We start from the raw sequence: 25,306 nt of genomic DNA on the forward strand, positions 1-25,306 counted from the left end.
GCCATGACACATACGTTTGTTGAAACAAATGGCGTGCGACTGCATGTCGTTCAGGCGGGTCCGGAAACGGGTCCGCTTGTTGTTTTACTGCATGGTTTCCCGGAGTTCTGGTACGGCTGGAAAGCTCAGATTGATACGCTCGCCGAAGCGGGTTTCTGGGTCTGGGCACCCGATCAGCGGGGCTACAACCTGAGCGATAAACCACGTAACGTAGCCGATTACGCGCTTGATACGTTGGTTAGCGACGTCATTGGCTTGATCGACGCGGCTGATCGGCAGAAAGCTGTTGTTGTTGGACACGATTGGGGAGCCGCCGTTGCCTGGTGGACAGCGGTCTCGTATCCCGAACGGGTCGACCGGCTGGTTGCGCTGAACGTACCGCATCCCGTTGTCATGCAGCGCTTTGCCCGGCGCGATCCGGGTCAGCTACGACGTAGCTGGTATATTGGCTTTTTTCAGGTGCCGTGGTTGCCCGAAAAACTATTGAGCTGGCAAAAAGGCAGATTACTGGCACGAGTGTTACGCAGCAGTAGCGAACCCGGTACATTCTCCGACGCTGATCTGGAACACTATCAGACAGCCTGGAATCAGCCGGGAGCTGTTCGCAGCATGATCAATTGGTACCGGGCTGCCATACGGGACCCTACATCTCGACGGTCGTCCATTCGGGTAACCGTCCCGACACTATTGATTTGGGGGGTTATGGATCAATTCCTGAAACGCGACATGGCGCAGGCCAGCATTGACCTGTGCGACGACGGCCGCGTCGTCTTCCTACCCACAACCCACTGGGTGCAGCACGAACAGCCGGAGCGGGTAGGAGAACTAATAAAGGAGGAAGGAGGAGAGGAGAAAGGAACGAGTAGTTGCTGACGCATTAATTTTCCTTGTTCCTTTCTCCTCTACTCTTTTTATTCCTTATACACCTTCCCATCTTTCATCACGAACCGTACCGTTTGCAGGGTTTTGATGTTTTTGATGGGGTTTTCGTCGACGGCAATCATGTCGGCGAATTTGCCGGTTTCGATCGAGCCGATCTGCGTATCCATTTTCAGCAGTTTAGCGTTGGTAAGCATAGCGGCTTTTATCGCTTCGACGGGCGGCATACCTGCTTCGACCATGTATTCGAACTCCTTGGCGTTGTAGCCGTGCACAAACACGCCGGCGTCGGTGCCAAAAGCGATGTTAACACCAGCCTTGTAAGCCTTACCAAATGTCGCCTGAATCTTGGGGCCGACTGCCAGCGCTTTGGGGGTCACCAGCGCCGTGTAATAGCCAAACATTTTTGCAGAGTCGGCAACGGTCTTACCAGCAATGATCGTTGGAACGTAATACGTGCCGTGCTTTTTGAACAGCGAAATGGTTTCGTCGTCCATGTACGTACCGTGTTCAATGGTTTGCACACCCGCGCGAATGGCCCGTTTCATACCTTCAGCGCCGTGGGCGTGGGCCGCTACCGCAAAGCCGTAGTCATTGGCCGCATCGACAATGGCTTTGGCTTCCTCCTCCGTAAACTGCGGGCCCGATCCGTCCTTGGCGTTACTCAATACTCCGCCCGTTGCGGTGATCTTAATCAGGTCGGCCCCGTCTTTGTAGCGCTGCCGAACGGCTTTCCGGGCATCATCGGGGCCGTTGATAACGCCTTCTTCCGGGCCCGGATCGCCCATCAGGTCTTTCCGGTAACCGTTCGTAGGATCGGCATGACCGCCTGTCGTCGCTATCGATTTGCCGACTGTCAGGATACGCGGTCCATCGACCAGCCCACGATTAACCGCGTTACGTAGTGCTACGTTAACCCCGCTGCCACCCAGATCCCGGACTGTTGTAAAACCTGCCAACAGCGTTGTTTTGGCGTTTTTTGCGGCCTGAAACGCTACGTCGGGCGTATTCAGGGTAAAGCGATCAATCAGGCCACCACGCCGGGTTTCGGTTTCGAGGTGAACGTGCATGTCGATCAGACCGGGCAGTACGGTTTTGTTTTTCAGGTCAACGACCCGATCCTGACCCGATGCCGCCGTGTAGCCTTTCTGAATGCCGGTAATCTTGTTGCCTTCAACCACAACGGTCATCTGGGGCTGGACATCGTTGCCGGTTCCCGTAAACAGGTTACCGCAGTGAAGAAGTGTGCGTTGCGCAAAAAGGGGACAGGTAAGCAAGGCGAGCCCCGCCAGCAGGTAAATTTTTTTCACGAATACTGAGTTGGTTAGGTACAAAAAGGCCGCAACATCTTGTTGCGGCCTCAAAATACACCAGTAAGCGCTTTTTAGGTAATTCTGCCTGGTTATTTCTTTACGATCACCCCGTCGGCCATGAACGTAATCGCTTTTTCGGGTTCGGTGATTTTCTCGATTTCTTCTTTAGACTTCCCGCCATCCTCAGCGTAGTGACGCAGTTTAGCAACAGAGGTCGTGGTTGTTTCAGCAACGCCTTCAACGACAACGGTTTTTCCTTCGATGTCTTTTGGAACGAAGAAGGCGTAGTCTTTGAACATAACACGCATCGTTTGTCCGTCGCCCGTGTTGACTTTCATCCAGCAACCTTTCATTTTGCAGACGGATTCAACCGTACCTTCAACTTTGACGGGCATAGTTGTTTTGTTACCCATCTTCGTGGCTAGTTCGGTGGCTGGAATCGCACCTTTCTCGTCGATTTTTTTGCCGTGAAATGAAGCGTCAGTCTGGGCGAAGGCTCCATACGAAAGACAGAATGCAATGGCTAATGCAACTAATTTTTTCATCGGAATAAATATGAACAAGGTTATGATCAGTACGTTCGACTTAGCTTTTCATTGTCTTCCATAGACAGCAATTCTACGGAAAGAATAAAACAAATGTATGCATTTCAGGACATTACGAGAGGCCTAGTGAACCTGTTTTTAGTGACTGGTGCCTTGTTACTGCTGCCTTTTTCCTGTCGTCACAAAGCAGAAGAACCTACCCGGACTGAGTTTTTTGACCGATCGGGTATGGACACGACGATCGCTCCCGGCGACGATTTTTTCGCTTATGCCAACGGCAACTGGCTAAAAGCGACAAAAATTCCGGATGATCAGGTCGGCTGGGGCTCGTTCAATACGCTTTACGAGGAGAATCTGCAGCGGACAAAAACTATTCTCGACGAAGCGGCAAAGGCTGATCCGAAGCCGGGTAGTTCAGCGCAGAAACTGGGCGATTTTTACCTGAGTGGACTGGACACAAATCGCATCAACGCATTGGGGTACACCCCGCTCGAAGGAGAATTAATCGCCATCCGGGCGCTGACGGATTATAAAAGCGTACTGACTTACCTGACAACGACTGACGTTGATCCTGGAGGGAAACTGCTTGGTTTTCGCGTGGCGGCTGACGACCGACAGAACACAATCAATCGAATCAACTTCGTGCAGGCTGGCCTATCGTTACCAGAGCGAAGCTATTATACCCGTCAGGATTCCGCGACGAGAGCCGTCCGGAAGGCTTTTGTTCACTACGTTGCTACCCTCTTTCGACTGACGGGCGTCGATGCACGATCGGCGCAAACGAAAGCCGACGCGATACTGGCGTTTGAGATGAAGCTGGCTGGTTCCCACAAACCACCCGCCGAATTAGGAGATCCGGTGGCAAACTACCACAGGCTGGCCGTTGCTGATCTGAGCCAGCAGATGCCAAATCTGGCCTGGCGGGAATTGCTGGATAACCTGGGATTGAATCGAGTTGATACGGTGCTCATGGCTCAGCCCGCTTACTATAAAACGCTGAATGAGCTACTGCCACTGGTATCGGTCGACGATCTGAAAGATTACCTGACATTTACGCTCCTCGACGATAAGGCAAATCTGCTGAGCCAACCTTTCCAGTCGGCCAGATTCGCGTTCAGAGATAAGATGCTGTACGGGCAGAAACAGCAGACAGTACGCTGGAAACGAGTTGCTGTGGTGATTGATCAACACATGGGGGATGTACTGGGCAGGCGCTGGGTCGCACGTTACTTCCCGCCAGCGGCCAAAACGCGCCTGGCAGCTCTGGTCGACAATCTACAACGTGTGTACCGCGAACGAATTGAACAGCTCGACTGGATGACGCCGAAAACGAAGCGCGTGGCATTGATTAAACTGGAAAACCTGGTCAAACGAATTGGTTACCCCACTCATTGGGATGACTACGGAAACGTCGTAATTAAGCAAGGCGATTTCTTTGGGAACGCCCAGCGACTTGGTATTTACCAGACAGCTAAAAAACTGGCGAAAGTTGACCGGCCTGTTGACCCGGAAGACTGGCTGATGACACCCATAACGGTGAATGCATACGCAAATCCGGCGGATAATGAAATCGTATTTCCCGCCGGGATTCTCCAGTTTCCCTTCTTCGACAAGGATGCCGACGACGCTATAAATTATGGAGCGATTGGTATGGTCATCGGTCACGAAATGACGCACCTCTTCGACAATCAGGGCCGGCAGTATGATCAACTCGGCCAACTTCGTGACTGGTGGACGAAGTCAGACGCTGCTTTATTTACCAAAAAGACGGACGCGCTGGTGAACCAGTTTTCTAAATACACTATCGCTGGTCAGTACGTCGATGGTCGACTCACGCTAAGCGAAAATCTGGCCGATCTGGGTGGCGTTACGCTGGCTTACCAGGCGTTTAAAGAAACAAAACAGGGGCGGGGGAACACGAAGATCAACGGCTTTTCGCCCGATCAGCGCTTCTTTCTAGGGTTTGCGCAAATCTGGCGGTTCAAGTTCAGTGCCGAAGCCGAGCGGCTGAGTCTGGTTACGAATCCTCATGCCCCCGTCAGGTTCCGCGTTAATGGTACGTTGACAAATTTCTCGCCGTTTTATCAGGCCTTCGGGGTGAAGCGAGGGGAGCGATTGTATAAGGCGGACGGGGAGCGGGTGGTGGTTTGGTGAAGATCGATTGCCCTCACCCCAACCCCTCTCCCAAAACGGGAGAGGGGTTGGGGTGAGGGTATACCCTACGTCCAGTACAGAATCGGCGCATTCGGAAACCGCCTAGCCCACTCCGCGTAAAAGAAGGCTTTCATTTCCTTCATCTCTTCAGGGCGGTAGACGTACTTGGTGCCGCCAAACTTATTCCGTTTCTCCGCTCGATTTGCCTCGTCCATCTCCAGCGACGTGTTAGGATACCACTGCAGAAGAATATCTTTGGAGCCGGGCGTAAAGCGATGACTGATAAATTCAACGTTCATGTCTATCGGACCAAAATCGAGTACGTTGGCAATACGGTCGAGTAGCGCTGTGTAATGCTCACGCCAGTCGGGAATAGGCATAATGGGGGCAATCACCAGGCCGATGGGGTAACCACCTCCGCCTAACTCCTTCGGCAGCGCCAGTTTACGCATAGCCTGCAACCGGGCCTCAACTGAAGCCGTCCCCCCTTCCAGCCGCCGGGCAATCTGGTCGGCATTGAGACTGAAACGGGCGCGTGTCTGGCCATTATGGGAAAGGTTCAGCAGACTGTCGACGTGATCGTATTTCGTCACGAAACGGAGTTGCCCCATCTCACGCGAACCGTAATAACGAATACACTCAGCAAGACTGCCCGTCAGGTGCTCGATGCCCAACACGTCGGTGTAACAGCTTACCTCAAATGTCGTCGGGCGACCAGCTTCGGTGCCCTGCCAGCTCTTGTTGGGCGGGTAAGTGCCTTCGTATGTGGCCGTGTGTGCCAACATATTGGGCAGATTAGCATAAGCCCGTACAACGGGTGGGCCAGCTAGACTGCCTGCCAGATAACAATACTGACAGTGAGCCGGGCAGCCTTCCGCCAGATTCATCTGCCAGTCGGCCGAGGGGGGGATGGGTTGCAGGCGAAATGCACTGGGTGGTGCATTGACGATGGCCAGCGTGTTTTTAGCAATACGATACGTTTCGCGCTCGTCGGCTCCACGTAACCCCGTAATCCGATTCCCTTTAGCCACTTCGATCGGCAGATTCAGCGCGGAGATACGTTCGTAAATGGCCTGACCAAAAGGCTCGTTCAGCGCGTCAGGCGTAAAGACGACACGCTTCGGCATCCAGAGACGAGGTGATTTAACGAGGGGCTGAGCAATCGGAGCGGTTGAATCGGCTATCATAACGAGCGTGAAAACTAGGAGAAACGACTACGTATTAATAACACATTTCTCGTCTGTATGGGTCCTTGATAGGTGAATTATTTCTTCTGTTAACTAATTGAAATTCAACAATTTGTTGTTTTAATTTAACTTGATTTTGAAAATAGTAGGTAATGAAAAAGCCGATTATTCTTGGCGAATAACCGGCTGGAAAAAGAGTTCAGGCGAGCCTACTTGGCAAGTTGCACACCGCGTTTGCCAACACGTCCGAAGTAATAGTTAACGCCAAATTTTAACCGGTCGCCTTTACCGCGACCCAACGCTGGATCGAATTTATTGTAAAAATTGCCTTCGTAGCTCACTTCTGCACCCAACCGATGCAGAATCCAGAACATAAGACCAAGTTCAAGACCAACACTCGTGTAACGAGCCTTCGTATCAGCAGAAATAGTTCTGGAATACTCTCGGCCGCTGTTGATACTAGCTCCTACAAAACTGCTGACCCGTGTCCGAAACGGGTAGTAGCGGGCAAAAATACCACCTTGCTGGGCCCGATACGAGTTACCAACCAGACGATCAAAATCATACCGAAGTCCGGCTGCGAAACCCGGCTGGAAGAAATAGCCAGCGCGTAAATTAATGTCAGTATACACCTTCCCGCTGGTGGCACCCAGACCAATACCGCCCCCAACGAAAAGGTTATTGGGTTGAAACCAGCTCAGTTGGTTTTCCTGCATGTAGGTGCGGGATTTCTGAATCTCGGTATTTAGTTTTTCCTCAACCTGAACCGCTTTTTCGCGCACTTCCTGGCGGGTGTTTTCGTCACGGGAGGAGCGCCGTCTGGTTGAGTCGGCATCATCCTGGGCAAAGCTGGCTACTGACAGACATGTCAGAAACCCCATCGTAGCAAGTAAATTTTTCATCGTCGCTGAGTTAATAGTTTAGTGCTTCCTGTATACACTAAACTATTAACAACAAACGTTTCATAAGGTTTTTAAGATACGTTGGGGTCTCTGAAAAGAATACAAAAAAAGGACCGCCAGATCTGTTGAAATAGTCATGCGGCCCGGAAAGAGACAAAAACGAAAACTACTTTTTTAACTCCTGAATAAGGGTCGCGACCTGCTCAACAGTAACGGCCGGGAAATTGGCGATCCGAATCTGCGACTCTTTCAGGCTGCCATAACCGCTGCCTATGATCAGGCCTGCCTTCTTGACGGCTGCAATAACATCTGCCGACGAGCTTTTGGTATCTGCTACTACAACCGTTTGTGAGCGGTGCCGTTCTTCCTTGACGAAGGGCGAGTAATCCCCCGAATCATCCAGAAACTTATAAAGCATTTTTGCTTTTTCCTCGGTCTGTTTCCGGATGGTGTCAATGCCGATTTTGTTGAAGTCCTCGGCGATCTTACCCAGTATGTAGATGTACAGAACGTTGGGCGTTGCGGGTGTTTCGTAAGTTTTATAGTGCTTCCAGAGCGTCGGCAACGTGTGGTGAGCACCAATGGTCATCGACTCATAACGCTGCAGCCGTTCGGCTTTTTCCAGACAGCTCTTGCCCGCAATCCAGACACCCAGCCCGGCGGGCATACCAAACGCTTTCTGAACCGAGAAAAAGGCAGAATCAATCAGGCCGAAATCCAGGTCGGGATAAGGAGCCGACGAGACCGTGTCCACACAGAACAGTTTTTTCGGGTATTTCCGCTTCAGCTTGTGCATATCCGTTGTTCGCATCTGCACCCCCGACGAGGTTTCGTTATGCGTCAGGCAAACAACTTCGGCATATTCTGGAATCTCAACATCAGCAGAATCGAATCCTTCGCCAAAAGGCTTTTCCAGGATATGAGCAAATTTGTGAAGACTGTTGGCGTAGTCGTAGAACTTACGGGAGAACGAGCCATTGACGAGGTGAAAACTTTCGTGCTCAACACAGTTGAACAGCATCCGCTCCCACACTTCCGAGGCCGAACCCGTAAAGAAGATGCCATGGGTTTGCGGGATATTCAGCAAAATCCGCAGCTGTTCGTCCGTAAACTTGTAAATATCCCGGAATCGCTGGCTACGGTGCGAAATCGAACCCAGCTGTTCATCCATCGCCGTTTGCAGATGCTGATAAAACGTTGGATACAGTTCCGCCGGCCCAGGGGTGAAATAGAGATTTTTCATTTTCTCGAATGAGTGAATGAGTGAATGAGTGAATGAGCGAATGAGTGAATGAAAATGCTTGCGCCAGCTATTCACTCATTCGCTCAATCACTCATTCAATATTAATAAAGCAGTCTAAACTTAATCGTGTTGTCGAGTTCTTTCAATTCCTGAACCACTTCGTCGGCGTACTCTTTCGCTACGTCGGTGATCACGTATCCGATTTTCTCGTTGGTTTTGAGATACTGACCGTGAATATTGATGTGGTAATTGGCAAAAATCTGGTTCATTTTAGCCAGAATACCCGGTACGTTGGCGTGAATATGCAACAACCGGTGTGAGTCTTTCAGAAGCGGTAACTGAAGCTCGGGGAAGTTGACGCTGCCGTACGTACTACCGTTATTGATGTATTCGAGCAGTTTTCCCGGTACGAAGTTACCAATGTTAGCCTGCGCTTCTTCGGTGCTGCCGCCGATGTGGGGCGTCAGAATAACGTTTGGCAGATCACGCAGGGCGTTGGTAAACTCCTCGTTATTGGTTTTCGGCTCCTGAGGGAATACGTCGACACCCGCGCCGATTACTTTACCGCGCTCAATGGCATCGACCAGCGCTGGAATATCGACGATATGGCCGCGCGACAGATTCAGGAAAATAACCCCGTTTTTCATCAGGCCAAACTCCCGGTAGCTGATCAAATTCTTGTTTTCAGCCCGACCGTCGGTGTGCAGGCTGATGAAGTCAGAAACCGTCAGCAGTTCGTCGAGCGTCTTGCACTTGCGGGCGTTGCCGAGAGCGAGCTTGTCGACAATATCGTAGAAATACACTTCCATACCCAGCGCTTCGGCCACAACCGACAACTGCGTACCGATATTACCGTAACCCACCAAGCCAAGCTTTTTGCCGCGTACCTCGTAGCTGTTCTTGGCCGACTTGTCCCAGTCGCCCCGGTGCATGGCGTTACTTTTCGGAACAATACCCCGAACGAGCATGATAATCTCACCAATAGCCAGTTCGACAACCGAACGAGTATTGCTGTAAGGCGCGTTGAAAACGGCAATGCCTTTTTCGGTGCAGGCATTCAAGTCGATCTGGTTGGTACCAATGCAGAATGCACCGATAGACATCAGCTTATTGGCGTGCTCCAGTACCCTGGCCGTTACGTTCGTCTTCGACCGGATACCGAGAATTGATACATCGCGGATAGCTTCGATCAGTTCGTCCTCGTCCAGCGCTCCTTTGCGGATTTCGACGTTGAAGCCTTCCTGTTCGAACAGCTGCACCGCTACCGGGTGAACATTTTCCAGGAGCAGCACCTTGATCCGGCTTTTTGGGTAAGACTGACTGCGGCTTAGGTTATTGTGGTACAGAAATTCGTCGAGCGAAGGGGCAACAAAATCCGCTTTCTCGACCACGTTAGGCCGTAATACGTTCTCTGTAAACGCATAAAACCTGCTGGCCAGACCAGCAGCCCGGATCTCGTAGTCGGTATACCCGTCGCCCAGTACGTACACTTCGCCATCGAGGTTCAGATTCCGAATCACCTGTGATTTGCCACCGTTTGCCGACAAGGGATTCTCCCGGTTGAAGCCAACTACGTACCCACTTTCGTCGAAGATGAAATCGTTGGCGAAAACGTTTTCTGCTTTGATTCCCAGCGATGTAACGATGGGGACGATAAAGTCCTTAAAGCCGTTGGAGATGATATAAATATGGTCGGCGTTTTCGGTCAGAAACGGCTTGTTGCGTTGGAACGAATCCGAGATCTGACCCATCAGCGTTTCAATCAGCGCAGGCAGTTGATCGCGGTGAGCTTTCAGAATACCCAGCCGTAATTCAAGTGATTCGGTAAACGACAGTTCCCCGGACATGCCCCGGTCGGTAATGGTCTTGATCTGGATCAGCGCGTTGTTCCGGTCCGGACTGCCCGCGAGAGAGATTTCTCCCAGCACATCGAGGGCTTCAACTTTGGTAAACGTACTGTCGAAATCAATGACGAAATACGTCTGTTCGGGTGTTTTGGTGAGCATAAATTTACACTGGTTCAAGATCTGCCCCGCCTGGAGGCTCATTGTCTAAAATAATGTCAAGCGATTGCCGAAGCTGAGGAAGATGAAGTGTAATAATTCGCCAGATAATCTCGTAGTCCAGACCAAAATAGTCGTGAACAAGTATGTGGCGGGTACGAATAATACGTTTCCATTCGATCGTTGAATGCTGCTCCCGAAATACTTTTGGGACTCGGTTCGCTGCCTCGCCCAGTACCTGAACATTACGAACAACGGCATCGCGGATCATTCCATTGGTTAAAAATGTCTGATAATCTACGTCTGTCACATATTGCTGAATAGCATTAATAGCTTCCAGCATGTCGAGTAACAAAATTGACGTTGATCGCTCAGACATATTGTAGTTGACGAGTAACGTAAGGTAATAGCCTCGGTTTAATGGCTTGTCTGGTTACCAGATCAACTGGCTTTTTTAGTAAACTCTCTAACTCAATGGACAGATCAATAAACTCAAATCCAACCGGACGGCTAAACTCAACCAGAATGTCAACATCGCTGGTTTCCGTTGCCGTGCCATCTGCGTATGAACCGAAAAGCGCCATTGACGACAATGGATAGGCCGAAAAGAGATGGTCTTTGTTCGACCGAAGCAATTGAGTAATTGATTGTCCCTCCATGATTATTCTCAGTTTCCGGTTTGTAAAAACGTCAGCGCCCGTTGCTCCGACCAGAATGTACCGCTCAGGCCATTTGTCAGCGTCGGGAAACCGCAGTGACCACCCTGTTCAGGAAACTCCATCCAGACAGTAGCCAGTTCCCTGCCCAGCGACTCCGGAAAACATTCCGGCGACAGGAAGGGGTCATTCTTCGCGTTGACAACGAGCGTAGGAATAGCAATCGTTCGCAGAAATTGCAGCGAACTACTTTTCGCGTAATAGTCTGTTACGTCGCGAAAGCCGAACTGCGGAGCTGTGAATAAATCGTCGAACTCCCGAATGCTACGTGCCTGTCTGACGGCCAGGTCGGGAAAAGCCCCCGGCATTCGTTCGGCCTTCTGGAGTACCTTCCGTTTCAGCGCCCGGCTAAAGCGATGGTTATAAATCAGACTATCCCACTTCTCCAGTCGCCCGGCTGAACCGAGCAAGTCGAGCGGCACCGAAAAAACAACCGCTCCTTTTATGGCGGGGTTGAGGCTGGTGCTCTGCTCGCCCAGGTATTTAAGCGTTACGTTGCCCCCCGCGCTGAATCCCATCAAATACAGTTTCTGATATCCTCTAGCAAGAACGTGCTGGATAACCAGGTCCAGATCGCCCGTTTCGCCGATGTGGTAAAAACGTTGCTGGCGATTTAATTCGCCACTGCAGGATCGGTAATGCCAGGCCAGACACGTAAACCCGTGCTGGGTGAGATGCCGTACCATACCAGCCAGATACTGACTGGTAGAATTACCCTCCAGACCGTGCGACAAAATGACGAGGGGGGAGTTGGTAAGTGGCTGTTGATTGGCTGGGCAGGCCCAGTCGAGATCCAGGAAATCATCATCTGGCGTATCAATCCGTTCGCGCACGTAGCTGACCGCGACCTTGCGAAACAGCGAAGGAATGATGGTTTGCAAATGGCCGTTCCACAGACGAGTGGGGGGGCGGTAACTGGATGGGGCAATCAGCGGCATTACCAGACGCGGGTGATCGAAGGGGCAAAGGTACAATTTCCGGGCGCTTTTAGGTGTAGCGAATCACAAAAACACTAAAAATCATCGCGCTACACTTTATCGGCGGAATAACCACTGGCTACAGCCCATCTTGTGATGATTGTTAGTTGGGTTTGATCTTTTCTTTGAAAACTATCGTTTATTAGACAGCGTATATAAGTTGTACGTCAACTAAATTGAATCTCACAATGAAAAACTTACTTGTTCTTGTTGCTCTGCTGGTGAGCTTTGTTTCCGTTGCACAAACGAGAAAACAACCCATGAGCCCCAAAGTGACAGCCGAAAGTCCGGATAAAAATATCAAGGTTGTGTACGGGCAGCCCGCCAAAAAAGGTCGGGTCGTTTTCGGACCCGAAGGTTCTGCCAGCCTGGAAAAGTACGGTCGGGTTTGGCGTACAGGAGCCAACGAAGCGACTGAGATCACGTTTCGGAATGACGTTATGTTCGGCGGAAAGATGGTAAAGGCCGGAACCTACACGCTGTATACCATCCCCGGCGAAAAAGAATGGAGCGTTATCTTGAATAGCACACTCGGCGAGTGGGGCGCCTTTAACTACGACAAAATCAAAGGAGCCGACATTGCTTCGGTGAAAGTGCCCGTCTCGGCGAACAAAACGCCCATTGAGAAGCTAACGATCACCCCCGCCAACAACAGCATTGCGATTGCCTGGGATAATATGACCGTATCGGTCCCTGTGATGAAACATGGCTGATCATTGAATTAGATTGAATTCCCGAAACAGCCGGCTTTGCAAAGCCGGCTGTTTCGGTTTAAAGCGGTATAGGCATAGGTAAAAATCCGAAAAAGATGTTTTCGTAGCCCGGTAGCAGGCCGATAACTAGGATTCTCTGTAGTAAAGGATGAAATTTAGGGGGGTAAATAACTAACAAACAATAATTTATGTAGTTATTGCAGGTAGATTTATTCTGAATACTGCATGATGAAAAATTACGTTTTGTTCTTTCTGCTCTTAATCGTCACCCTGCCCACTGTGGGGCAGGATATGATGGATTATTACCGACTGCCGGAACGTAATAATACGTCTGGCAGGCTCCTGGCTCGCTACGGGGGGCCAACCATCCGAGACCGCTGGTATTTTGCTGTCGACGGGTTTGTCCGTACCGACCGGGCCCGCCTGGAAAACTCCCTGAATGGTTTAGTGGAAAGTGGGCTGGTCACGAAAGCAGGCTGGGGCGCTATGATCGGCTGGTCTTACCGGGAGCGCTGGGCCATTGAAGGCGGCTACGCCCGGATGCCGATTCATACGCAGGTAACTGTAGGAAATGCCTACCGTCCTACGTCATTTCGGTACACCAACGTGGGCAACGCGTTCATGTTCAGGGGGAAACGATTGATAGCATCGACGAGTGGGCGTTGGCTGCGGTCTGGCTTCTGGCTTAGTGCTGGTATGCATCTAGTACCGACAAATGGACAACAGGAAGCCCGGTTTACGCTGGTGCGCTACGGATACTGGGGTAAAATGGAAGTGCCCGATACGCTTCGCAGCCTGACGAACGAATCTCCGCAGATAACAGCCCTGGCCGAATTAGGGGCTGAGTACAACGTAAGACTGAGCAACGCAGTTGATATCGGCTTTTCTGTCCGCCGGCTCTGGGGACTGGGTAACGCGCTGACGACGGATGTACGCTACGCATCAAGCCGGGGAATGGTTCAGCAGACTACGCTGCACGGCGCTGGTACGGGCATGAGCTACGGTGTTTCGATACGCTATACCTACGCACTCCGTCGCACCCGAACAACCAATGTGCTTGAGGTGAAAGGAAATGCGCCCAGCCGAATTCGCTAACGGGACGTTGTAAATCATAACTAATAAAAAACGGGAGCCAGCGGCTCCCGTTTCGTTGTCTTAGGATTTTGCTTCCTGCTTTCGCATGGGCATCTTGTCGATCAGCCCGAAAATGTCTTTCGGATCAGCGGGCTTCTTGTAAGTTTCTTTTACCCCGCCATCTTTCCCGATCAGCCAGCCAGCAAAATCGTCTGAGGGAACCAGCTTGAACTGACTCATCAGAAACTGCCGATCTGGTTCGGTTACTTCCGAGGCTACCAGCACGATCACATCAAGATCGCGTTCGTTCATTTCCTTACGGTATTCAGTGAGCGCTTCCTGCTGTTCGATCAGGTAGTGCTGTGCATCGTCGCGACCATACAGAAGTAATACGCGCCGGTTGTCTTTTTTTTCGTCGAGTAAGGCTTTCAACGATTTCTGTTGATTCGCTACGCTTTCCATAACTAGAGTAAGTCCGATAAGGAGGACTGTCAGCGATATTAACCAACGGTGCTGCATAGTGTTTTGAGAAAAGACCGCTTGTGACGGCCGCGTGACAACTACGTAGATAACCAAGAGCCCGGAAAACGGTTCACAGCAAATCCTCCGATCGTTCGAGCATCAGGATAGATGCCTGGGGTACGATGACGTATTGCTCTCCTTCGTATTGCAGATCGATAGCACTCCGCTGGAGGTACAGTGCTATGTCACCCTCCTGCGCCTGTAAGGGCATGTACTTCACCTTTTCTTCGGTTTCTTTCCAGGGTTCATCGTCGACCGGGGCCGGAATTGGGTAGCCGGGACCTACCTTAACAACATAGCCCGACTGCACCTGTTCTTTTTCCTGAACGGTGGGCGGCAGATAAAGGCCACTCGCCGTCCGGTCGGTGGGATCTTTGGGTTTGATCAGGACGCGGTCGCCGACGACGATGAGTCGTTTTAATTTATTGTCAGCTGTAATGCCAAGCATAGCAAAATGGGATATACTATCGAGAGTTGGTTAAAAAATGGACAACGTCAGGGAACAGGATCGTATCCATGACCGCCCCAGGGATGACAGCGGCCAATTCGTTTCAGTGCCAGCCAGCCGCCTTTCAGCGCTCCGTGTTTCTGAATCGCTTCGACGGCATACTGTGAACAGGTGGGGGTGTAGCGACAGGCGTTGGGCAGGTACGGCGACACTGCCCCCTGGTACACGTTGACCAGACCGATCAGGATCTTTTTCATCATGGAAGCACAACACCAAAACATCAGAAAACTTTCCCGCAATCTGTATCTTTGCCCACGATCGACTTTTACGCTTATATTAGGCGTCGATCTTACTTCTTATGCTGCAATACGTTATTTGGGACGTTGATCCCGAAATTTTTCACATTGGCGCGTTTTCCGTTCGTTGGTATGGGTTGCTGTTTGCGCTGGGCTTCCTGATCGGCATGCAGATCATGACGCATATTTTCAAGCAGGAGAACAAACCCGTTGCTGATACCGACTCGCTGCTCATTTACATGGTGGTGTCAACCATCCTGGGGGCACGAATCGGTCATTTTCTGTTCTACGAACCGCAGGTACTCTTACATAACCCGCTCGAAGTGATACTGCCGCCCTTTGCCGGCTTGGCCAGTCACGGCGCATTGATTGGTATCCTGACCGGCTTATGGCTGTATTCCCGAAGGAAGTCGAGCCGGGCCACGGGGCAAACCTTTCTCTGGGTAACCGACCGCATGGCCATTACCGTTGCCCTGGGGGGAGCTTTTATCCGGTTCGGTAATCTGATGAACTCCGAAATCGTTGGTCGCCCGACCGATGTGTCCTGGGCGTTTATCTTTCTGCGCAACGCTGAATATGCCAAGATCCCCCGTCACCCGGCGCAGTTGTACGAATCGCTGTCGTGTCTGGTGCTGTTCTTTATCATGATCTGGTTCTGGAATCGGAAAAAAGCGGCAACGCCCTCGGGCAGTCTGCTCGGTATTTTTCTGATCTGGATTTTTACGCTGCGTTTTCTGTACGAGTATCTGAAAGAAAACCAGGAAGCATTTGAGAACACAATGGCCCTGAACATGGGTCAGATTCTGAGTATTCCGGCAGTGCTGCTGGGTATTTTCTTCCTGGTCCGGAGTTCACGACTACCCGTGCCCGTTGCTACAGAGTCCCCAACAGAGGTAAAAAGTTAAGGCCAGTTAGCTGGCGCCAGCGGCTTCGGTTAAGATACTATCAGTTTCGATAACAGGTCAACAGACAGATTCACGGAATAAGCGTGTAAATTTGGTGATTCATCAAACACCTTACACGCTTACTTCGTGAATCTGTCTTTTTTGATTAATCGCCGACTGTGGCTGGCTGCCCTGCTTGGTACTTCATCGCTTGCTGCTCAGGCTCAAATTCCCGGACGTCAGATGCACTGGACCGACAACGGCAATGCGTTTGCCGCCGTCGAACAGGGAAACCTGGTCAAAACGGACGTTCGGACGGGGCAGAAAACGACTCTGCTGGGGACCGATAAACTGCGTCGATTTGGCTCCAACGGCATGCCGATTGTTGACTTCGCGTTTACGCCCGACAGCAGCCGCCTGCTGATTTTTACTAACCCGGCACGCGTCTGGCGTTACAACACCCGGGGTGATTATTACCTGATCGACCGGGCTACCGGCCAGAACCGGCAGTTGGGGACGGGCGCTGGCGCGAACCGCCCTATGCAGTCGCTGATGTACGCCAAGCTCTCGCCGGACGGACGCAGCGTAGCCTACGTGAGTGAGCACAATCTGTACGTGGAGGACGTAGCCACGGGCAAAACCACTCAGCTAACCACCGACGGCACCCGTAAACGAATCAACGGAACGTTCGACTGGGCGTACGAAGAGGAATTTGGTTGCCGGGATGGCTTTCGCTGGAGCCCCGACAGTAAACAGATTGCCTACTGGCAGATCGACGCGACAAAAATTCCTGACTACCTGATGCTGAACACGACGGATTCCATTTATTCGTACGTAGTTCCGGTTGAATACCCCAAAGTAGGTGTCGACCCATCACCCGCCCGTATTGGCGTTGTGAACATAACGGGTGGAAAAACCAACTGGATGAATATCCCCGGTGATGCGCAGCAGCATTACCTTACCCGGATGGAGTGGTTCCCAACGGGCAACTCGATCATCGTGCAGCAACTGAATCGCAAGCAGAACGAAAGCAAACTGTTTGTGTGTAACCCCGCTACCCAGGCGGCTTCGCCGGTATATACAGAAACGGATAAAGCCTGGATCGATATTAAAAGCCGCTGGAACCACGACGATCCAAGCGGTTGGGAGTGGCTGGAAGGCGGCAAATCATTCGTCTGGGTATCAGAAAAAGATGGCTGGCGGCACATTTACCGGATGGGTATTGATGGTAAGAAAGAACTGCTGCTGACGCCTGGTTCGTACGACATTGAAACGATCAGCCACATCGACGAACCCGCTAACCTGATCTACTTCATTGCGTCGCCCGAAAATACGAACCAGCGGTATCTGTACCGAACCAAGCTGGACGGCAAAGGCAAAGCCGAACGCGTAACGCCCAAAGGCCTGTCGGGTACGCACGGCTACACGTTCTCGCCGAATGGGAAGCTGGCTATGCACACGTTCAATAACTACGAAACCGCGCCCGCCCGTGAATGGATCACCCTGCCCGATCACAAGGCGGTCAACGAAGCGGAGAGCCTGGCGAAACGTATCAAAAGGATACCCCGGCCCAACGTTAGCTTCTTTACCGTAACAACCGAAGATGGTGTAACGCTGGACGGCTGGATGGCCAAACCCGTTGATATGGACAGCACTAAAAAATATCCGGTTGTCTTTCATGTGTACGGCGAACCTGCGGGGAGCACCGTTGACGATCAGTACGGACTCGGGCGTAACAACATGTTCGAGGGAGACATGAACAAAGCGGGATACATCTACGTAGCACTCGACAACCGCGGCACCCCAAACCTGAAAGGAGCGGCCTGGCGGAAAGCCATCTACCGGCAGATTGGGCGGCTTAACATTCGCGATCAGGCGATGGGCGCGAAGAAACTGTTCGCGCAGCACGCCTACATGGACACCAGCCGCGTAGCCGTCTGGGGCTGGAGTGGGGGAGGATCGACCACGCTGCACCTGCTGTTTCAGTATCCGGACATCTATAAAACCGGCATTTCCGTTGCTGCCGTGGGCAATCAACTGTTCTACGACAATATCTATCAGGAACGGTACATGGGTCTGCCGCAGGAAAACCGCGAGGATTTCGTGGCTGGGTCGCCCATTACGTACGCCAAGAACCTGCGCGGTAATCTGCTCTACATTCACGGTACGGGCGACGATAACGTGCACTACGACAATGCTGAAGTGCTGATCAACGAGCTGGTGAAACACAATAAGCAGTTCCAGCTGATGTCGTACCCCAACCGGTCGCATGGTATTTACGAAGGTCCTGGCACATCGCAGCACCTGCACACGCTGTACACCAATTATCTGCTGAAAAACTGCCCTCCCGGCCCTCGCTGATATGACCCGACTGCTAATGATCATTGCCTGCCTGCTGCCCCTGGCGGGCTGGGCACAGCGGTATGAGTTTACCCATGCCGACACGTTGCGGGGGTCTATCACGCCCGAACGGGCCTGGTGGGATCTGTCGTTCTATCACCTGACGGTGCGCGTACAGCCAACCGACAGTACGCTGAGCGGGTCAACCGAAATTCGCTACCGGGTGCTCAAGCCGGGAAAAACCATGCAGGTCGATCTGCAGCGCCCCCTGCGGGTGGTTCGTGTCGAGCAGGACGGGAAGCCGCTGCAGGTACGGCAGGATGGCGACGCGTATTTCGTAACGTTGACCAAGCCGCAACAGGTCGGGAAAACGGAAGCCATTACGGTACAGTACGCCGGTAAACCCCACATTGCCAAACGCCCACCCTGGGACGGGGGCATGGTCTGGTCACGGGATAAGTCGGGCAATTGGTTTATCGCAACGGCCTGCCAGGGACTCGGCGCCAGCGCCTGGTGGCCCTGCAAAGACCACATGTACGACGAGCCGGATTCGATGGCGATCAGCATTACCGTCCCCGAAGACTTAATGGACGTATCGAACGGGAAACTGCGCCGGGTAACGACCAATGCCGACCACACCCGCACATTCGACTGGTACGTACAAAACCCTATTAACAACTATGGGGTAAACATGAACATCGGCCAGTACGAACACTGGTCCGAAACCTACCAGGGCGAAAAAGGACCGCTGGCCATCGACTACTACGCCCTGAAAGATGATGCTGAACAGGCGCGGGAACAGTACAAGCAAGTGCCTAAAATGATGAAAGCGTTCGAATACTGGTTTGGCCCATACCCCTTCTACGAGGATGGCTATAAGCTGGTGCAGACGCCGTACCTCGGGATGGAACACCAGAGTTCGGTAACCTACGGCAACCGGTTCAGGAATGGCTACCTGGGGCGCGACCTGTCGCAGACGGGCTGGGGACTGCTCTGGGATTTCATCATTGTTCATGAGTCGGGCCACGAGTGGTTTGCCAACAACATTACGTACAAGGACATTGCCGATATGTGGATTCACGAAAGTTTTACGAACTACTCGGAATGCCTGTTCACGGAGTACTACTACGGCAAAGAAGCGGGGGCACAGTACGTAGTGGGCTGCCGGGCGCTGATTCGTAACGATAAACCGATCATCGGCACGTACAATGTCAACCGGTCAGGGTCGGGTGATATGTACTACAAAGGCGGGAATATGCTGCACATGATTCGGCAGATTGTGGGGGATGACGACAAGTGGCGGCAGGTGCTGCGCGGTCTGAACAAGACTTTTTACCACCAGACCGTTACCACCCGGCAGATCGAGAACTACATGATCGAACAGACGGGGAAGAATTTGAAGCCCATCTTCGATCAGTACCTGCGTACCACCCAGATTCCGGTGCTGGAGTACCGGCCCGTAGCGGGCGGACTGCAATATCGCTACACCAACTGCATCGCTGACTTCACAATGCCCCTGCGCGTTTGCCTGGGTGAATCGGGGCCGTATCAGCAGCTCCAGCCGACAACGCAGTGGAAAACCTTGCCGACGAAACAGGCAACCAAACTAACACCCGACGCAAACTATTACGTGCTGTGTCAGGCCGCTGGTAAGTAAAAAGATAAGCCAAAACCGGGAAAGCCGGATTGGGCTATTCAGTAAGATCGTGCGTTGCAACCGGCTAAAAAAGGGTGCTGCGCACGATTTTACCATTTATGGCTGTATCTTCACCGATTAGTTCCGGCGTTTTATTGCCTGATGACCGGTCCGGTAACGCGTTCGTAAACAGCCTCAGCGTCATTATATAAGTTAAGCATGATTCTCATCGTTGATGACAGGCCAGAAAATATTCTTCCCTTAAAAAAAATTCTGGAGCTGCATCGGTTTACCGTCGACAGCGCGGAATCGGGCGAAGAAGCCCTGAAAAAAGTCCTGAAGAACGCTTACTCCGTCATCATTCTGGACGTGCAGATGCCCGACATGGACGGCTTTGAAGTCGCCACGGCGGTAGCAGGCTTCGGTAAGGCCCGTGATACGTCGATCATCTTTCTATCGGCGGTCAATACCGAGAAAAAATTCATCACAAAAGGATACACGTCCGGGGGCGTCGATTACCTGACCAAACCCGTCGATCCTGATATTCTGGCCTTGAAAGTCAGGACGCTGCACCGGCTTTACATGCAGCAGCAGGAGCTGCGTACGACGCAGGACGCCCTGCGAAAAGAGGTGGAAGTGCGCAAACAGGCACAGGAAAATCTGGCCGCTCAGATGCAGCAGTTACAGACCGTACTGGCCTCGCTGCCGCAGATTGCTTTCACCATGACCGATGAAGGAACTATTGAATACGCCAATCAGCACTGGTTTCGTTATTCGCCCGAGGTCAGTAAATTTCCGGTGTCGCACCCGGATGACGAAACTTGTCAGGACTGGAAAATCGCCTTCGCCGAAGGAGTAGAATTCAGTCGGGAAGTCCGGCTAAAGGAGCTGACCACGGGCGAGTATCGCTACCATCTGTTGCGGATCATACCGGTCGGCCCCGAAACCCCGTCGCGGTGGATTGGTACGTTTACCGACATCCAGGCCCAGAAACAGGCCTCTGAAGAACTGGAGGAACAGGTCAACCTGCGTACCAGTGAACTAATGCTCAAAAATACGGAACTGGAGCAGACCAATCACGAACTGCAGCAGTTTACCTGGGTTGTCTCACACGACCTAAAAGAGCCACTCCGCAAAATTCAACTCCTGAACGATACAATCAAGGAGCGATTCATGAAGGACAATCCCGATGCGGTGTATTACCTGGATCGCTCAATTCGTTCGTCGGCCCGCATGTCGTTGCTTATCAATGATCTGCTGGCCTATTCCCAGATTTCGGCGCCCGAAGTCTTCAAGACGACCAATCTGAACGACCTGCTGAACGACCTGCTGCTGGATTTCGACGATCTCATCAGTCAAAAGCAGGCTGTAGTTCAGATTGACCCACTACCTGCACTGGACATTGTGCCGACCCGCATCCGTCAGGTATTTCAAAACCTGATCAGCAACGCGCTCAAATTTGCCAGGGAAGATGTTCCGCCGGTTATTACTATCCGGGCCGAACTGATCGCCACGAAAGCCATTGACGGGGAGCCCTCGGAAATAGGGCCTTTTTGCCGCATAACCGTTCAGGACAACGGGATCGGGTTTGATGAAAAATTTCTCAGCCGCATTTTTATTATTTTTCAGCGGCTGCACAACCGGTCGACCTACGAAGGGACCGGGATTGGACTGGCCATTGCCAAAAAGAATATCGATAAACACCACGGCCTGATTTCGGCCCGGAGTCAGCCCGGTCAGGGCGCCAGTTTTATTCTGGTTTTACCGGTGGTACAGCCGATCGGTGCCGAAAATATTGGGTAAGAACACCGCCTTTACGAATATAGACTAATGCCTAAATACTCTACGTCGGATTCCGTTCTGCGTCAGCTACAACTCGTTTTTACGCTGTCAACCCTACTGCTCGTTGGCAGCCTGGGGGCTTCGTACTACAGCATTCAGAAACTAATCGACAACTCGAAGCTGGTAAATCACACCAACCAGGTACTGATCGAAGCCGAGAACGTAATCTCGAACATGAAAGATGCTGAAACGGGGCAGCGTGGCTTTCTGGTTACGCTTGACACCAGTTTTCTGCAGCCGTATAACGGCGCGTACGAGAAAACAAATCGGAACTACATCAATCTGAAGGAGCTAACGAGCGATAACTCGGTCCAGCAACAAATGCTGGATCGAGTGAAAGAACTTTACGAAGCTAAATTTGACCAGATGCGCCGGATTATTAACCTGGCGCAACGCGTACCGGGGTACAACGAAAACCGGGATGCTCGTAATCTGGACATGACAACAGGCAAGAAGATCATGGATGATCTTCGGCTGGTCATCAACCAGATAAAAACGGCAGAAAACAAATTGTTGGCCGAGCGCATATCGGATCAGCAGACGTACATTACCTATACGCCGTTTCTGCTGGTTATTGTTGCCCTTATCTCCATCCTCATTACAACGTTTACCTATCTCCGGATCAAAACGGATATGGACGACCGGATTGCCCATCAGAAAGAAACGGATCAGCAGTACCGCGAGGCCAACGAGCGTATTGCGGTGCTGGAAGACGTAACGCAGGACATTGCCGACGGGAACTATGCTATTCGTAGCGATGACGTGCGGGATGACGAAATCGGCCGGATTGGCCGGGCGCTGAACGTAATGACAGCCGCGCTGGAACGAACGTTTACTGATCTGAGTGAGAATGCGTGGCTGCAGACCGGCGCGATGAACATCGGAAATGCTATTCGGGGGCAGCGGAATCTGAAAAAGCTGGCGAACAACGTAATGGATACGCTGGCCGATTACCTGAAAGCCCCCCTGGGCGCCATGTACCTCGTTGACAACGGACCCAACTACCGGCTAACGGGCCGTTACGCCGTGAGTGATGCGCCGGAATATGTTATCGCCGGAGAAGGACTGGTTGGCCAGGCGATTGAGCGAAAAAAGACGGTGATCGTGCATGACCTGCCCGACGATTATCAGCACATCCGGTCGGCAACAGGAGAGGTTCGGCCAAAGGCACTGGTGATTGTACCCCTGCTATACGGCGACGATTGCGTCGGGGTGGTCGAACTGGGATTACTGCGGGAGCCACAGGGCCGTGAACTGGCGTTTCTGGAACGTAATCAGGAAGCCATGGCCATTGGCGTGAATGCCGCATTGGACTACGTCCGGCTGCAGAACTTCCTGGAAGAAACCCAGGCTCAGTCGGAAGAATTGCAGGCCCAGCAGCACGAGCTCGAAAACCTGAACGCCGAGCTCGAAATGCAGACCCAGAAGCTGCAGGCATCGGAAGAGGAACTTCGGGTGCAGCAGGAAGAACTTCAGCAAACGAATACTGAACTGGAAGAGCGCGGACTACTGCTGGAAGAACGGAACGACGAAATCCAGCAAAAGGCGACCGAGCTTGAATTGTCGACCCGCTATAAGTCGGAGTTCCTGGCTAATATGTCGCACGAACTGCGGACACCCCTGAACTCCATCCTGCTGCTGAGCCGACTGCTGTCTGAAAACACGGACGAAAACCTGAACGAGGAAGAAGTCGAATACGCGAAGGTGATTCAATCGTCCGGCAAAGGGCTGCTGGGGCTGATCGACGAAATTCTGGATCTGTCCAAGATTGAAGCAGGGCAGATGACGCTGGACATGCAGACCGTTGAGGTAGGCGACATTGCCAGCGAACTGCAATCGCTGTTCGGGCTGCTGGCCAAGGAAAAAGGGCTGGATTTTGTGATTTCGGTGGCTGACAACGTACCAAAAACCATCGAAACCGATAAAATGCGGCTGGGCCAGATTCTGAAAAATCTGATATCCAACGCACTCAAGTTTACATCGGAGGGCAGCGTAAAACTAAAGATCGAACGCCCGGCCGATCGGGCGAATCAGCTGAGTTTTACGGTCGAAGATACGGGCATCGGTATTGCGCCGGAGAAGCAGCACCTGGTATTTGAAGCATTCCAGCAGGCCGACGGGTCGACTAAACGCAAGTACGGCGGTACCGGCCTAGGACTGTCGATCAGCCGCGAACTGGCCAAACTGCTGGGTGGTGATATCGAACTGGTAAGCGAAGTTGGCAAAGGCAGTCAGTTTACCGTCTACGTACCAGCCGACGGGATGAGCGCACCCGCACCAATGGTAACCAAGCCGGTGTACGTGCCCGAAGTACCAAAGGTACAGCCCGCCAAAGCGGCCCCGGCTCCGAGCAAATACATCAGCACCATAATTCCGGAGGCTATTCCCGACGATCGGAACGACATTACGGAACAGGATAAGACAATTCTGATCATTGAAGATGACGTTAACTTCGCCAAATCGCTGCTCGATTATTCCCGCAAAAAAGGTTACAAAGTCATTGTGTCGGTTCGGGGAGATGAAGGGCTTCAACTGGCCAATACGTTCAAGCCGAAGGGAATCCTGCTTGATCTGCAACTGCCGATCATGAGCGGCTGGGAAGTGATGGACGCGCTGAAGGCCAATCCGCAGACGCGCCCGATTCCGGTGCACATGATGTCGTCGCACAAGGTCAAGAATGAGAGTATGCTGAAGGGAGCTATCGATTTCGTCGACAAACCGATGGCGTTTGAGCAGATGCACGAAGTGTTCAAAAAAATCGAGTACGTGCTCAACCGGGACGCCAAAAAGGTGCTGATTATCGAGGATAACCCGAAGCACGCCAAAGCGCTGGCTTACTTCCTGGAGACGTTCAACATCAACTCGGAACTGAAGAGCAACATCAACGACGGGGTTGTTGCGCTGAAAAACAAAGAAGTGGACTGCGTTATTCTGGACATGGGTATTCCCGATAACAAAGCCTATGAAACGCTGGAGGAGGCCAAGAAAAACCCCGGTCTGGAGAACCTGCCGATCATCATTTTCACGGGCCGGAGCCTGTCGATGTCGGAGGAACTGAAGATTAAAAAATACGCCGATTCGATCATCGTCAAGACGGCCCACTCGTACCAGCGGATGCTCGATGAAGTGTCGCTTTTTCTACACTTAGTGGAAGAGAATAAACAGTCAACAGAAACAGCCAGCCCGCCGAAAAAGCTGGGTGCGCTGAGTCAGGTATTAAATAATAAAACGGTGCTGGTGGCCGACGACGACGTGCGGAATATTTTTTCCCTGTCGAAGGCGCTCGAGCAGTATAACATGAACGTAGTGGCCGCGCTGGATGGTAAGGAAGCCATGCAGAAGCTGACAGAAAACCCAGCCATCGACCTGGTGCTGCTGGACATGATGATGCCCGAAATGGACGGCTACGAAACCGCTACCAAAATCCGGAGCAACTTTCAATGGCGGAACCTGCCGGTAATTGCCGTAACGGCCAAAGCCATGACCGGTGACCGGGAGAAATGCATTCAGGCCGGTGCGTCGGACTATATTACCAAACCGGTTGATATTGATCAGCTTATATCTTTGCTTCGCGTGTGGCTATACGACCGCTCGTAGCACATTCATACGCTCTTTTTTAACGTTTCTCTGGC

At 52.1% G+C, this 25,306-nt stretch carries 21 protein-coding genes; 9 read left to right on the forward strand and 12 right to left on the reverse strand.

Features of this window, described 5'->3' with window-relative positions; translation table 11 throughout:
* Positions 1 to 3: 3 nt before the first annotated feature.
* Positions 4 to 873 (forward strand): alpha/beta fold hydrolase, encoded by an 870-nt coding sequence (locus HU175_RS11650; protein ID WP_176566764.1) that lies wholly within the window; start codon positions 4 to 6, stop codon positions 871 to 873.
* Between the two features lie 38 nt (positions 874 to 911).
* Here HU175_RS11650 and HU175_RS11655 read toward each other — a convergent pair whose 3' ends face one another.
* Complete coding sequence (locus tag HU175_RS11655; protein ID WP_176566765.1) at positions 912 to 2,189, reverse strand: metal-dependent hydrolase family protein; 1,278 nt, start codon at positions 2,187 to 2,189, stop codon at positions 912 to 914.
* A gap of 92 nt (positions 2,190 to 2,281) precedes the next feature.
* Positions 2,282 to 2,737, reverse strand: coding sequence for a DUF4920 domain-containing protein (locus tag HU175_RS11660; RefSeq protein WP_176566766.1), 456 nt, complete (start codon positions 2,735 to 2,737; stop codon positions 2,282 to 2,284).
* Between the two features lie 228 nt (positions 2,738 to 2,965).
* Between HU175_RS11660 and HU175_RS11665 the strand changes: the two genes are divergently transcribed.
* Positions 2,966 to 4,891 carry a M13 family metallopeptidase gene (locus HU175_RS11665; protein WP_228724401.1) on the forward strand — a complete coding sequence of 642 codons (1,926 nt, stop codon included), beginning with the start codon at positions 2,966 to 2,968 and terminating at the stop codon, positions 4,889 to 4,891.
* 65 nt (positions 4,892 to 4,956) lie between these two features.
* Here HU175_RS11665 and HU175_RS11670 read toward each other — a convergent pair whose 3' ends face one another.
* The 7 genes from HU175_RS11670 to HU175_RS11700 form a co-directional block, all read right to left on the reverse strand.
* The gene (locus HU175_RS11670) at positions 4,957 to 6,078 is read right to left on the reverse strand and encodes a spore photoproduct lyase family protein (protein WP_176566768.1); all 1,122 of its coding nucleotides are present in this window, start codon (positions 6,076 to 6,078) and stop codon (positions 4,957 to 4,959) included.
* 209 nt (positions 6,079 to 6,287) lie between these two features.
* Positions 6,288 to 6,980: a hypothetical protein gene (locus HU175_RS11675; protein WP_176566769.1), complete on the reverse strand. Its 693-nt coding sequence runs from the start codon at positions 6,978 to 6,980 to the stop codon at positions 6,288 to 6,290.
* Positions 6,981 to 7,146: 166 nt separating this feature from the next.
* Entirely contained in the window at positions 7,147 to 8,223 is a 1,077-nt protein-coding gene (locus HU175_RS11680) for an aminotransferase class V-fold PLP-dependent enzyme (RefSeq protein ID WP_176566770.1), read from the reverse strand.
* A gap of 101 nt (positions 8,224 to 8,324) precedes the next feature.
* Positions 8,325 to 10,229, reverse strand: coding sequence for a phosphoglycerate dehydrogenase (serA, locus tag HU175_RS11685; RefSeq protein ID WP_176566771.1), 1,905 nt, complete (start codon positions 10,227 to 10,229; stop codon positions 8,325 to 8,327).
* A gap of 4 nt (positions 10,230 to 10,233) precedes the next feature.
* On the reverse strand, positions 10,234 to 10,569 hold the full coding sequence (locus HU175_RS11690; RefSeq protein WP_176566772.1) for a DUF86 domain-containing protein: 336 nt from the start codon (positions 10,567 to 10,569) through the stop codon (positions 10,234 to 10,236).
* Between the two features lie 28 nt (positions 10,570 to 10,597).
* A complete protein-coding gene (locus HU175_RS11695; RefSeq protein ID WP_176566773.1) occupies positions 10,598 to 10,885 on the reverse strand; it encodes a nucleotidyltransferase family protein in 288 nt (95 codons plus the stop codon).
* An 8-nt stretch (positions 10,886 to 10,893) separates the two neighbouring features.
* On the reverse strand, positions 10,894 to 11,880 hold the full coding sequence (locus HU175_RS11700; RefSeq protein ID WP_176566774.1) for a YheT family hydrolase: 987 nt from the start codon (positions 11,878 to 11,880) through the stop codon (positions 10,894 to 10,896).
* 227 nt (positions 11,881 to 12,107) lie between these two features.
* On the opposite strand from HU175_RS11700, the gene HU175_RS11705 reads away from it, so the two are divergent.
* Together HU175_RS11705 and HU175_RS11710 are read left to right on the forward strand one after the other, a co-directional pair.
* Positions 12,108 to 12,632 carry a DUF2911 domain-containing protein gene (locus tag HU175_RS11705; protein WP_176566775.1) on the forward strand — a complete coding sequence of 175 codons (525 nt, stop codon included), beginning with the start codon at positions 12,108 to 12,110 and terminating at the stop codon, positions 12,630 to 12,632.
* A gap of 225 nt (positions 12,633 to 12,857) precedes the next feature.
* Positions 12,858 to 13,727, forward strand: coding sequence for a hypothetical protein (locus tag HU175_RS11710; RefSeq protein ID WP_176566776.1), 870 nt, complete (start codon positions 12,858 to 12,860; stop codon positions 13,725 to 13,727).
* A gap of 60 nt (positions 13,728 to 13,787) precedes the next feature.
* On the opposite strand, the gene HU175_RS11715 is transcribed toward HU175_RS11710, so the two are convergent.
* The 3 genes from HU175_RS11715 to yidD form a co-directional block, all read right to left on the reverse strand.
* A complete protein-coding gene (locus tag HU175_RS11715; RefSeq protein WP_228724402.1) occupies positions 13,788 to 14,168 on the reverse strand; it encodes a DUF4174 domain-containing protein in 381 nt (126 codons plus the stop codon).
* Between the two features lie 130 nt (positions 14,169 to 14,298).
* Positions 14,299 to 14,676 (reverse strand): co-chaperone GroES family protein, encoded by a 378-nt coding sequence (locus tag HU175_RS11720; protein ID WP_176566778.1) that lies wholly within the window; start codon positions 14,674 to 14,676, stop codon positions 14,299 to 14,301.
* 47 nt (positions 14,677 to 14,723) lie between these two features.
* Positions 14,724 to 14,933: a membrane protein insertion efficiency factor YidD gene (yidD, locus tag HU175_RS11725; RefSeq protein WP_176569198.1), complete on the reverse strand. Its 210-nt coding sequence runs from the start codon at positions 14,931 to 14,933 to the stop codon at positions 14,724 to 14,726.
* A 101-nt stretch (positions 14,934 to 15,034) separates the two neighbouring features.
* Between yidD and lgt the strand changes: the two genes are divergently transcribed.
* The 5 genes from lgt to HU175_RS11750 all read left to right on the forward strand — a co-directional run bounded on the left by lgt (position 15,035) and on the right by HU175_RS11750 (position 25,271).
* Complete coding sequence (gene lgt / locus HU175_RS11730; RefSeq protein ID WP_176566779.1) at positions 15,035 to 15,877, forward strand: prolipoprotein diacylglyceryl transferase; 843 nt, start codon at positions 15,035 to 15,037, stop codon at positions 15,875 to 15,877.
* 222 nt (positions 15,878 to 16,099) lie between these two features.
* Positions 16,100 to 18,217 carry a S9 family peptidase gene (locus tag HU175_RS11735; protein ID WP_176569199.1) on the forward strand — a complete coding sequence of 706 codons (2,118 nt, stop codon included), beginning with the start codon at positions 16,100 to 16,102 and terminating at the stop codon, positions 18,215 to 18,217.
* A gap of 1 nt (position 18,218) precedes the next feature.
* On the forward strand, positions 18,219 to 19,853 hold the full coding sequence (locus HU175_RS11740) for a M1 family metallopeptidase (RefSeq protein WP_176566780.1): 1,635 nt from the start codon (positions 18,219 to 18,221) through the stop codon (positions 19,851 to 19,853).
* Positions 19,854 to 20,051: 198 nt separating this feature from the next.
* Positions 20,052 to 21,635, forward strand: a complete 1,584-nt coding sequence (locus tag HU175_RS11745; protein ID WP_176566781.1) for a response regulator — start codon at positions 20,052 to 20,054, stop codon at positions 21,633 to 21,635.
* Between the two features lie 27 nt (positions 21,636 to 21,662).
* The gene (locus HU175_RS11750) at positions 21,663 to 25,271 is read left to right on the forward strand and encodes a response regulator (RefSeq protein WP_176566782.1); all 3,609 of its coding nucleotides are present in this window, start codon (positions 21,663 to 21,665) and stop codon (positions 25,269 to 25,271) included.
* The last annotated feature ends 35 nt before the right edge of the window (positions 25,272 to 25,306 follow it).

Source organism: Spirosoma sp. KUDC1026, assembly GCF_013375035.1.
GTDB lineage: Bacteria > Bacteroidota > Bacteroidia > Cytophagales > Spirosomataceae > Spirosoma.